The 11382-nt window shown below is 66.4% G+C and carries 9 protein-coding genes and 1 pseudogene; 4 read left to right on the top strand and 6 right to left on the bottom strand.

Going from position 1 to position 11382, the window contains the following annotated elements; translation table 11 throughout:
• The first annotated feature begins 37 nt into the window (after positions 1-37).
• From ACXJKD_RS18930 to ACXJKD_RS18915, 4 genes are all read left to right on the top strand, one after another.
• Complete coding sequence (locus ACXJKD_RS18930; protein WP_457256443.1) at positions 38-823, top strand: hypothetical protein; 786 nt, start codon at positions 38-40, stop codon at positions 821-823.
• A gap of 241 nt (positions 824-1064) precedes the next feature.
• Entirely contained in the window at positions 1065-2120 is a 1056-nt protein-coding gene (locus tag ACXJKD_RS18925; protein ID WP_457256442.1) for an alanine racemase, read from the top strand.
• Positions 2121-2828: 708 nt separating this feature from the next.
• Positions 2829-3935 (top strand): C45 family autoproteolytic acyltransferase/hydolase, encoded by a 1107-nt coding sequence (locus tag ACXJKD_RS18920; protein ID WP_457256440.1) that lies wholly within the window; start codon positions 2829-2831, stop codon positions 3933-3935.
• Between the two features lie 280 nt (positions 3936-4215).
• The gene (locus tag ACXJKD_RS18915) at positions 4216-5103 is read left to right on the top strand and encodes a MurR/RpiR family transcriptional regulator (RefSeq protein WP_457256439.1); all 888 of its coding nucleotides are present in this window, start codon (positions 4216-4218) and stop codon (positions 5101-5103) included.
• Between the two features lie 284 nt (positions 5104-5387).
• Here the strand turns inward: ACXJKD_RS18915 and ACXJKD_RS18910 are convergent, their stop codons facing one another.
• The 6 genes and pseudogenes from ACXJKD_RS18910 to ACXJKD_RS18885 all read right to left on the bottom strand — a co-directional run.
• Positions 5388-7763 carry a metallophosphoesterase gene (locus ACXJKD_RS18910; RefSeq protein WP_457256437.1) on the bottom strand — a complete coding sequence of 792 codons (2376 nt, stop codon included), beginning with the start codon at positions 7761-7763 and terminating at the stop codon, positions 5388-5390.
• Complete coding sequence (locus ACXJKD_RS18905) at positions 7763-8575, bottom strand: ATP-binding cassette domain-containing protein (protein ID WP_457256435.1); 813 nt, start codon at positions 8573-8575, stop codon at positions 7763-7765. Before ACXJKD_RS18905 ends, ACXJKD_RS18910 begins: the two co-directional genes overlap by 1 nt.
• Positions 8572-9462: an ABC transporter ATP-binding protein gene (locus tag ACXJKD_RS18900; RefSeq protein ID WP_457256433.1), complete on the bottom strand. Its 891-nt coding sequence runs from the start codon at positions 9460-9462 to the stop codon at positions 8572-8574. Before ACXJKD_RS18900 ends, ACXJKD_RS18905 begins: the two co-directional genes overlap by 4 nt.
• Positions 9462-10199, bottom strand: coding sequence for an ABC transporter permease (locus tag ACXJKD_RS18895; protein WP_457256570.1), 738 nt, complete (start codon positions 10197-10199; stop codon positions 9462-9464). Before ACXJKD_RS18895 ends, ACXJKD_RS18900 begins: the two co-directional genes overlap by 1 nt.
• Positions 10200-10343 (bottom strand): annotated as a pseudogene (locus ACXJKD_RS18890) (hypothetical protein); the annotation flags it as partial. It abuts the gene before it with no gap.
• An 11-nt stretch (positions 10344-10354) separates the two neighbouring features.
• A partial coding sequence (locus ACXJKD_RS18885; RefSeq protein ID WP_457256431.1) for an ABC transporter permease occupies positions 10355-11382 on the bottom strand: 1028 nt, incomplete at its 5' end.

Raw genomic sequence — 11382 nt, 5'->3', positions numbered from 1 at the left:
TTCCCGCCCAGGGTTAGCACTACCGAAAGGAACTCCAGTGGGTCTTTCTGACGCCTCCAAGTCGACTATTGCGGCAGAGGAAGGAACGCCCGACCAGCTGCAAGCCCTAGCCGAAGGGCGAGTTCCCGTTGGCATGCTGCTCCTTGACGCTAGCGCCTACCCGGAAGGCGTGCCGACGCAGTCTTTGTTCGTGGGCCGATCAGAGGTTCGAATCGTCTATCGCGAGGTCGAAGGTGCCACCGTCGAGCGCTTGGTTCACGAGGGTGACCCCCAGCTCGAAGAACGGTTTGTCAACGCTGCCCGCGAGCTCGTAGAGGCAGGTGCCCGCGCTATCACGGGTGACTGCGGCTTCATGATCCGCCATCAGGACGCGGTGAGGAACGCGGTCGACGTCCCAGTCGTCCTTTCCGGGCTCACCCTTGCACCGCTTGTACTTTCTTGCACGGGCGCCCAAGGCAAACTTGGGATCATCACTGCAAGCAAGCGCGCACTCACGCCAGAGCTGCTCCGAGCTGCCGGCATCACGGACCTGGACCGCGTCGTAACTGCGGGCCTTGATACTGCGCCTGCCTTCCAGGCCGCGGTGATGGACTGCACCGAGACGATGGACAGGGCGGCCGTCGAGCAAGAGACCGTCGAAGTAGCGGCTGCACTCATGCGGGACAACCCTGACGTCACGACGATCCTGCTCGAGTGCACGGCGCTCCCCCGATTCGCTGCAGCGGTGCAGCGCCGAGTGAAGGTCCCCGTGCTCGATGTCATCCGCCTCATCGACCTCTTTGCCGCAGCCCACATGCCCCAGGCCGGTCAGCGTCTCATGTGAACGCCCCGGGACACGCGGGGAACCAGGTGCCGCCATGACTCGAAAACGGCCCCGTCCAACTTCGCTGCGCGACAGGTGCTCCGAGCTGAAACCGCTTGCGGTGCGGGGAGACGTGCCCTCTCCCAATGCCGCGCGCATGGCTCACCAGCGCACCAAAGCGCCCAGGCACCCAGCACCCATCAACCACTTTGAGCAACCACCGAGTACCGTGAGGCAAAGCAGCAAGATGATGCACGTCCGCATGACTCCAAGGATCACGGTTTCCCAGTCAGCCCTTTTGGGGAACCTGCAGGCGCTGCGTGCGCGCACGTCGCCAGGAACATCCATAGCCCCCGTCGTCAAAGCGAACGCCTGGGGACACGGACGTGACCTGGTCGCTCGCCTCCTCGCCCCACACGTCGACGTGCTGGCGCTAGCAACACCTGAAGACGCGCTCGCCATTTCTCCACTCGCCGACGGGCGAGTGCTGTGCCTGGGACCGACGTACGGCTTCGAACTGCGCGAACTGCTGCACGCACGGGTCGAGGTCACGGTCGCAAACGACCTGGGAATCCGCGAACTCGGTCGCGGTGACCGAGCACACCTGGTCGTTGACACAGGACTTCACCGGCTCGGCGCGACGCCCGCTGAGGCTCCCGGATTACTCGAAGCCATCAGGAAGACGGGTGCCACCGTTGCCGGCGTGTTCTGCCACGTGGCAGGCGCCGACCGGGGTGAGTGGCGATGTGTAGAGGACGAGATCGCTCTACTGCGCGCGGTGGCTGCCGGTGCGCCCATTCACACCGGTGGATCGAGCCTCATCATCGAGCGGCCCGATCTCGTGGGCGACCTCGCCCGCCCAGGCGTCGCGGTCTACGGTTTCCACCCCGCGCCCCGACAGGTCGACCTGATCGAGCTGACCCCGGCACTGAGCCTGCTTGCGCCGGTCGTGGAGCTCCGCGAAGTCCCGGCCGGCACGCGCATTGGCTACTCCGGCGTGGAACTGCAACGCAGAACGACCGTCGCCACCATCGCCATCGGTGTCGCGCACGGAATCGATCCGAGGCTCGTCGACGTCGGCGCGGGCGTCAGGGTGAGCGGACACTCGGCCGCGATTCTCACGCCTCCGATGCTCGACTACACCCTCGTCGACGTCACCGATGGGCCCACCGTGAACATCGGGGATGATGCCCTGGTCATGGGTGGGCCGACCGAGTCCTCCCACTCGATCTCGAGCGTCGCTAGCAAGCTCGGAAGCAGCGCGGAGCACGTTGTGACCGGGCTCAGCACATCGATCAGTCGAGAGCTGACCGCGTAGGCTCTACCGGTCGCGCGAACATCCGCCAAGCGATGGAGCCGCGCCGCGCGAAGTCCCTGAGTGACTCTCGCTGCCGACCCCGGGGCCCGCTGAAGCGCGGGTGGCGGCGTCGCTACTGCGCCCGCATGAGGGCGCCGCAGCACTGTAGATGGCTCAAATCCCTGCGGCTCGGTGCAGACTTCCCTGATGCGCCTTCGCCGGAGTCCTCGTCCAGGGCCGGGCCTCGAGTGCGCCCTACGTGCACCGCCGTCGACAGACCTCCCAATCACGTCGAGGCAACCGCGCTGCGCTGCGCTACCGAGCGAATGCGGGTCGCCTTCCGAGGGGCAGTAGCGCTGGGCTCCCACGAGATGAACGCCCGCAGGGGCCGCGACGATTACCCACGAAGAACCTGCGATGTGCTGCCGATGCTGGGCGGGAAATGCCGCCGCCACCTCGGTCCCCGAAGCGGCGGGTGCGCGTCGTCGCGGCGACCTGCCGCACGCTTCGGCGCCATCGTCCCACGTGCCGGCCACGTGGTTGCCTTCCCGCAGGTAGAGACCTACAGTTGCATATCACTACGCGTGCGCAACTATGGTTGTGATCGAATCGAGGATAGTGGGCGGCGATCCGCCCCTGCAGGCAGCGAGCCGCAGCGACCTTGTTCGCGTGCCGAGCCTGTTCGCGCCCCCGGGGCGAGGGAAGAGAGCACACCGAAAGGATTGACGAGTGTCGGCAACAATTGAGGAGTACCGACTCGGCGAGACGCCGTGGCTGGTCGTGACCGGAGAACGCGTGAGCGCATTTCGGCTGCTCGGTAAGCATCACGCCCGCAGCATCCAGGCGATCGTCAAGGACAACGACATCATCGACGAGCTGCGTGAGCGCACGTCATCCCTTGAGGCCTCGGCACACCTGACCGCTGTGCGAGAGAACAGCCGGCGGACCTACCCCGACCAGTGGTCCGAGCTGGCGGCCATGGCCGAGGGTGCGAAGGTCCCGCTCAACATTCTGGTGTTGCTCAACCTTCGCGGCGACATCGGCGCCAAGGAAGAGTTCGGCTGCACCGACCTCGCGTTCCGGGATGGCGATGCCGTCTTCCTCGCACACAATGAGGATGGAGGGCCTGAGTTCGAAGCACACTGCACACTGCTCACCCTTCGACTCGACGGCGAACCTGCAGTGACGGCCTGGTGGTATCCCGGCTTTCTTCCGTCCAACGCTTTCTGCATGAACGAGTACGGGCTGGTCTGGGGAATGGACAACATCCGAGTCTCCGCGCCAGCCAATGCTCCCGGCCGCCATTTCGTCGGGCGCGCGCTTCAGAGGTGCCGAACCATCGAAGAAGTCACGGACCACCTGCGCGACCGATCCAGCGCCGGCGGCTTCGCCTACAACATCGGCCAGGTGGGCCATCCCGACGCGATCCTCGTGGAAGCCGCCGCGGGCCAGTACGCATCACGCAGCACGGAGCCCTCCGACGCAGGACTGCTCTGGCACACCAACCATCTCCGGTTCCTGCCCTCCGATCTCAATGCCGGTACGGAGAACAGCATGATCCGCGCCCAGACGGCTGACACGTGGACCATCCCGCGTTCCAGCCCGGTCGACTGGTGCCTCCAGCAGCTCGCCTACGCGCCGATGCCACAGGGCGTCTGTCAGGACGTGACGCAGGACGACGGAGCGGTGACGTACGCGACGTTCGTGGTCGATCTCACGACCGGGACGCTCACGATTGTCCCTCGCAACCACGAACCCATCAGCATCTCTGCTCAGGACTTCGTCGCAGGCCGCGCCGACCGTCAGACCCTTGCAAGCTCCGCAGTGACGGGCTGACGTAGGGAGTCGGTGAGTACGTCCAGCTGCTGAGGACGGCGGTGCTGGTCCAGCGGATCAGCACCGGCCGGCCCACCCAGGCCGGACGACGGCTTCCCCTCAGGTGAACGGACAAGCTTGCAGCAGCTGTCGAGAACGTCAGGAGTGCAGGCACGACAGGGCGCGCCAGCGACCGGGGCACGCGATGCGGCGATGCACGCCTGACCTCACCTTGGTCCGCCCGCGACGAGGCCCCGATGTTTAGATGCAACTGGGGTTGCGCATGTGTCATCATGATGCGATGTCAGCAAAAGTCAGTGGCATCATTCCAGCCCCAAAGAGCTATGCAGAGCTGCGAACCGTGCTCCAGGCACGAATGGCGTCCTTCGCCCCAGGGCAACAGCGGATCGCCAAACTGCTCCTGACCGATGCTGAAGGCACGGCTTTTCGCACGATCGCACAGACTGCTGAACTGGCAGAAGTGCACCAGTCATCGCTCGTACGCTTCGCCACGGGTCTTGGTCTCGCTGGATACCCGGCGTTGGTGAAGTTGTGCCGCGAACAGCTCGCCGAGCAGGCCCAGTTGGTCAGACGCTTCGAACTCGCAGAGGAGCACGGCAGCACCGACCTGTTCAACGTCGCCGTAGAACACGACCAGCAGAATCTCGCCAGGACCTACGCCAGGATTCAGCCCGACCAGTGGGATCGAGCGGTGACGATACTGGCGGAGGCCCCACAGGTCCACGTCATGGGGCTGCGCAAATGTTTGAGCGTCGCCGAGATCATGGCGTACTTGCTGCACATGATCCGCCCGGGGGTGCGTCACCTGGCGCCCGTCACCGGAGGGCTCGTGGACGCGCTCCGCGATCTTGAGCCCGAAGACGTCTTCGTGGCGATATCGATCCGGCGCTACACCGCTGACACCGTCCGCGCCATGGAATATGCGGCACAGCACGGGTTGAAAACGATCGCGCTGACGGATGACGCTGCCTCACCCTTGGCAGCCGCCGCGGATGTGACCTTCTTCGTGGACACCAATGGGGTGACGATCCTGCGTTCCATGTCGGCGTTCGTCTCTCTCGTTCAGACGTTGTCGACCGCTGTGGCGTTGAAGATGGGCGCACGCACGAGAGCGGAACTCCTGCAGGATGAAGCGATGCTGGATGCTTATGATGTCTACACTGCGTAGGCCGAACACGACTGCCGCCTCGCGATACCGCAGCCAGGGGCCGATCGTGAGCCACAGCTCCCCGATCTGGACAGCTCAGCAGCCTCGCGCGGCCGCTCTTCGGGCAGCTCATGCGTGCGTGCTTGGCGGCTTCGCCGCCAGGGTGCCCCCGCAGAAGGGCACTGGTCAGACTGTTCACCGGAGGCTGTTGCGCGACGCCCGGCCGCGTCCCCATTCTGGCTTGGCTTTGGCTTCGTCCAGTGTCCCGGGTCTGCGTTCTCGATCGTTGGGATCCCCTCGGAGTCTTAGTGATCGTTGCTGGTGAATCTTTGCCCGTACCGGCCGGGGGAGCCGGGGCAGTGCGAGAAGCCGTGGTCGGTGAGCAGAGCAGCCAAGTGCTCGAGGCGCTCTCCGATTCGATTCGTGTCGTGTGCGTCGCTGCCCAGGCAAAGGGTGAGGCCAGGCACGTCGAGGCCCAAGCGCAGCAGATCGGTGGTGAAAATCAGTGGGTCCCGGCTGTTTAGCTCCACGCTCACCCCTCGCGCGGCGGCACGGCTGAGCAAGCCGGTGAGCAACCCGCCGTGCGGGGAGAGGTCGAGCTCGGCGAGGTTGAGCTGTCGCAGTGGGTACCCGAGATGGGCGATGGTGTCGATGGGTGCCTCGGAGTCGATCGCTCGGCCCACCTCCGCCCAGTAGAGGTCCAGCACAGTGTCTGCCGGGAGCTCCCGCAGAAGCGACTCCACCGAGCGTCGTTCGTCGAGGATCTCTAGGGAGTGCACGGCGCCGAGGACGTAGTCCAGCTGGTGGGTCTCGCGGAGCCGATACACCTCGTCGGGGTCGAGGTGTGGCTCGCCAACCTCCAGGCCAAGGAGGAGCTCCGGGCGAAGCTGAGCTTCGGGGCCTGGCCGGAGGTCGTCAGTGGGCGGGTGCTCCCGGGTTTGGAGGATGTCGCCGACGACTCTAGGGATTTGCAGATCACCGGTCTCCCGGAGGTCCTTGATACCTCGGGGTACTGCGCAGTCGAAGTGGTTGGTGACTGCGAGGCCGGCCAGTGCGGAGTCGCGGGCGGCGGCCACGATGGCGGGCACGGTGACGTCCTCGGTGGTGTCCCAGGAGTGATTGCTGTGGACGTGGAGGTCCCAGCGGGCCAGTTGCGTGGTCGGGTGGTCGGGACCGGGGAGGTGGAGCTCGAGGTCGCGTACGTCGTAGTTGGTGACGCTGGGGAAGATGCGTCCGAAGTCGGCCTGGTTGGCCGCGAGGTCGCGATGCAGGTCAGCCAGGGCCGCAGCAGGGGCCGTGCCGGGGTTCTCGCCGGGGCCGGTGAGGGTTTGTGCGTCGTAGTCGAGCTTGTCGACGTTGATCCGGTAGGCGCCGGTTGTGCTGCGTGCGATGTGGATCCTGCTGAACTGGCAGGGCCAGTCGATGATCGAGGCGCCGGTGACCTCCCAGAAGCCGCGCTGGTCGGGGCGCAGGTGCCGTTCGACGGAGGCGGCATGGGCATGGCCGGTGGCCCAGAGCACCACCGAGAGGTGCATGCACAGGATGTCGACGACCTGGGCACCGGTGAGCCGGTTGGGGTCTGGGGAGGTGACGTGGTGGTCGCGTGGGCCGTGGTGGGAGGCGATGATGGTGGTCGCGGCGGGGTGGCGTGTTTCGAGGGCGGTCAGTGTCGAGTCCAGCCAGTGCCCCTGCTCGGTGCTTAGGACGCCGTCGGGGTGGCCATCGTTGTCGACGGTGTCGAGGACGATGACGAACAGGTTGTCGGTGAGCTGGGTCAGGTAGTCGTAGCCGACGCGGTCGATAGGCGTCGCACCGATGCTGACGGGGAACTCGTCACTTCGCAGCGGCCGTCGAGTCGCGTCCGGGGTCACGGCGTGAGTGGTGCCGGTGAAGAAGGAGTCGGGATCGCTACGAAAGGAGCTGGCCACGTCGTCGAGGAGTCCCTGCTGCTCGGGCAGGCCCCGCACCTTCTGGTCTCCGACGGCCAGGCTCGCGAGCCTTGGGGTCCAGGCGACGGTACCGGCGAAGAGTGCGTCGTGGTTGCCGCGGGCGAGGAGGATCGTGCTGCGCAGTGGCGGGACGTCGAATGGCTCACTGACCGTTGCGGGGATGGTCTCGTCGGTCGGGAACCCGTATCTTGTAGCCCAGAGGTTGTCGGTTGCGTGCGGCTGCCACACCTGCGCGCCGCTCCAGTCCTCGGTGTGGACGCCTTCGAGCGCTCCGGTGGCGTGCGTGGGGTGAACTCGGCCGCCGGTGAGCATGGTCTCAAGGCGGGTGAGTTCGTTGCGCTGGGCGTTGTCGACCAGATCGCCGGTGAGGACCACGAAGTCAACCTCGCCGGCAGCGGCGAGCCGGTCGACGGTGGCCATCGTGGCGGCGGCCGCGTGAGTCGAGGTCAGCTGCTGGGGGCGAGGCACCGGGACGGCCTGCTCGTAGCGCGGGTCATCGGCCAGGTCGATGACGAAGTCCAGCCGGGCCGGTGACTCCACGTCGGTGATGTGCAGGTCGCTGACGTGCGCGAAGGAGCCGATCGGCACCCAGGACTGCGTGCCGTCTGGCGTCTGTCCGAGCACGGTCGGGGGTGCCTTGGTGGTGCGCTGAAGGGACCCGAAGGAGGCGTGGGTCCCGGCCCGGGCGGTTGACTGGTCGGTGGCAGCGGCGTACCGGGTGCGCTGGCTCATCAGATCTCCTGTACGGCGTCGGGTCGGGTGGCGGCCAGGTTGCTCGCGGGGACGGCGGCGAGCAGCTTCTTGGTGTAGGGCTGTTGTGGGGCGAAGACGACTTGGTCGGCGGTTCCCGCCTCGACGATCTGTCCGTGGGACATCACCGCGACGTGGTCGGACATGTGGTTGACCACCGCGAGGTCGTGCGAGATGAGCAGAATGGTGAGCCCTTCGGTCTCCTGAAGATCCAGGAGCAGGTTGAGGACCTGGGCCTGCACGAGCACGTCCAGGCCGCTGACGGGTTCGTCGGCGATGAGCAGCTTGGGTGCGCAAGCCAACGCGCGGGCGATGGCGACTCGCTGTTTCTGGCCACCACTGAGCTGGCGGGGGTAGCGCTGGTGTAGCGAGTCGGCCAGACCCACCTGCTCGAGCAGCTCTTTGGCGCGGGCGATCCGCTGCGAACGCGACGCGAGCCCGTGCCGCAGCGGCTCTTGGACCGACTCGAGGGCGGTCAGTCGTGGGTCGAGGCTGCCATCGGGGTCCTGGAAGATCATCTGGATGCCGCGGTGCTCTCCCGCTCGGGAGGCGCCGATTGACTCGCCGGCCAACACTATGTCGCCGTTGGAGATCGTTTGCAGCCTGGCGACCGCCCGGGCAATGGTCGACTTGCCCGAGCCGGACTCGCCGACAAGCCCGAACGTCTCACCGGCCTGGACCTGGAAACTCACCGGGCCCACGTGCGTGGTCGGTCGGGCCCGCAGCGGGCCGCGGGTGGAGTAGGTGACGGCGAGGTCGGTCACCTCGAGCAGTGCGCGGTTGGTGCCGGTCACAGGGGGGTTCCCGTCGGTGAGGAGCTCGCGGTGGCGAACCGGGACTTGCGGGGCCGGTGGAAGTGCGGGGATGCCGCGAGCAGCTGGCGGGTGTAGAGCGCCTGCGGGTTCGCCAGCACCGTGGCGGTGGGGCCTGCCTCGACGGCCTGCCCGTTGCGCATGACGAGGAGCGAGTCAGTGCGTCCTGCCGCGACGGCGAGGTCGTGGGTGATGAGGATGACGGCGCTTCCGGCGTCGGCTGCGAGAGCGTCGATCAGGTCGAGCACCTGGGCTTGGACGGTGACATCGAGCGCGGTGGTGCTCTCGTCTGCGATCAGGAGCCGGGGGCGTAACGCCAAGGCCATGGCAATCAAGACACGCTGCCGCATACCACCGCTGAACTCGTGGGGGTACGCCTTCAGTCGGGTCTGGGGGTCAGAGATGCCGACCATCTCCAGCAACTCCGTGGCGCGGGTTGCCGCCGCCTGTCGGTTGACGGCCGCATGAGCGGTCAGTGCTTCGCGAAGTTGCCAGCCGATGGTGTGGACAGGGTTCAGCGAAGACATCGGGTCCTGGGGCACGAGCCCCATCAGCTGGCCGCGGTAGCGGCGCATCTGCGCCGACGGGAGGTTGGTGATGTCCTCTCCCAGGAGGCGGACCGACCCGCTGGTGACGGATGCGCGTGGAGGCAGAAGGCCGAGGATCGCCGAGGCAGTCATGGTCTTGCCGGAACCGGACTCGCCGACGATGGCGAGCCGTTCACCTGCCTGCAGGGTCAATGACAGGTCTCGCACGACGGTGCTGCTGTGGGTGTCGTGGCGGATGCTGACGTCAAGGCCGGAGACCTCGAGCAGCGCGCCGTCATGGGAGCTATCGGTCCGCTGGACATACGTAGTCTGTTTGCTCATCAGTCCTCCTCCAGAACGCGCCGGAGTCCGTCGCCGAGCAGGTTGAAGGCGACGGCAGTGACGACCAGAGCCACGCTCGGCCAGAGCACAAGCTGTGGCTCGGTGCGCATCGTGAGGGTCGCTTCGGTGAGCATGCTGCCCCACTCGGCCTGACGGGGGTCGGCGGGGCCCAGGCCGAGATACCCGAGGGCGGCGATCTCGATGACCGCGGTGGAGAGGATGAGGGAGGCCTGCGTGACGATGAGGTGCGCGGCGTTGGGGATCAGATGGCGGCCCATTAGGCGTGGCATCCGTGCGCCGTACATCCGTGCCGCGCTGATGTAGTCGGCGGTGATCTGCCGTTGGACCTCGCTACGTACGAGTCTGGCGAAGACGGGCACCGTCGTAATACCGACCGCGATGACCACCTGTGTGCGTCCTTGGCCGAACATGGCCACAATGCCGAGCGCGAGCAGCAGCGACGGGAACGCCAGCAACAGGTCCACGGCGCGCATCACGAGTCCGTCAACCAGGGCGCCCAGCGCGCCCGCGACAGCGCCGAGCAGGGTTCCGATCACAGCGCCGACCAGCACCGCTGAGGCGCCCACCATCAGCGTCAGTCGACCCCCGGCCAGGACGCGCGCGAGCATGTCTCGGCCCTGCCCGTCAAGACCGAGCCAGTGCTCACCCGATGGGCCGGCGAATGCGGCGGCCACGCCGCCGTCGACAGGCCTGATCGCGGAGGGGTGCCACAGCACCGGCCCGAGGATCGCGGCGAGTGCAACGACCAGCACCAGGATCCCACCGACGACCGCGCTAGGAGTGCGGACGAACCGCCGCCTCAGCCGTCCCGTCAGGGTCGCGGTCGGCCTTTCGCTGTCGAGAGCCAATACGGTGCTCATTGGTTCGGAACTCATGTGTTGCTCCTCAGCCGCGGGTCGAGTTGCGCGTTGATGAGGTCGACCACGAGGTTCACCAACACGTAGGTGGCTGCTAGGACGAGCAGGATTGATTGGATGACGGGGTAGTCGTTGTTGCGGATGGACGAGACGATGAGGGACCCCAGTCCGCCCCAGCCGAAGACGTTCTCGGTGATGATCGCGCCGGACAGGAGCGCGCCGAACTGAAGGCCGACGACGATGACTATTGGCGGCCATGAATTGCGCGCGATGTGGTCGTGGCGCGCGCGCCGTTCAGTGATTCCTTTAGCTCGTGCGATCCGCACGTGAGGGCTGTGAGCCTCGTTTATGTAGGCGGCGCGCGCGACCCGCGCAACGACGGCGATCGGGATCACGGCCAAGGTCAGGACGGGCAGCACGAGATGTCGTAGCCCGTCGACGAACTCGGCAGGGTGGCCAGACAGGAGGGAGTCGAGGAGGACGAACCCCGTGTTGGCGTGCAACTCGCCTGGATTGGAGATCCGTCCGATCGCCGGGAACAACTGCAGCCTGACAGCGAGCACGTACTGCAGCAGGAGGCCAAGGACGAAGACGGGGACGGAGATGGCGGCGATCGTGGCCGTCGTGATGCTGCTGTCGAGCAAGGATCCGGGGTGCCGTGCGGCGCGGCGACCCATCACGATGCCGATCGGGGCGCCAAAGCCGATAGCAGCCAGGGCGAGCTCGATAGTGGCCGGTAGGCGTGCGCGAATCTCCTCGCTGATTGGTCTTTGGCTCACCGCCGATACTCCGAGGTCGCCTCGCAGAAGCCCGTGCATGTACTCCCCGTACTGCTCCAAGAGTGGTCGGTTGAGCCCGAGAGCTTCGTGGAGGCGCTCGATTGACTCTCGAGAGGCGTTTGGGCCGAGGATGGCTGTCGCGGGGTCGCCCGGCAGCGCTCGGACAAACACGAAGGCCAAGAATGACAGCACGAGCAGGGTCAGGAGGAGGGCTAGGAGCCGAGTTGCGATGTATCGGACCATGTCATCGGGCGGTGTGGGGT

The sequence above is a fragment of the Pedococcus sp. P5_B7 genome, assembly GCF_054049895.1.
The sequence above is the reverse complement of the archived record's forward strand: the minus strand, read 5'-3'. Positions and strand labels throughout refer to the sequence as shown.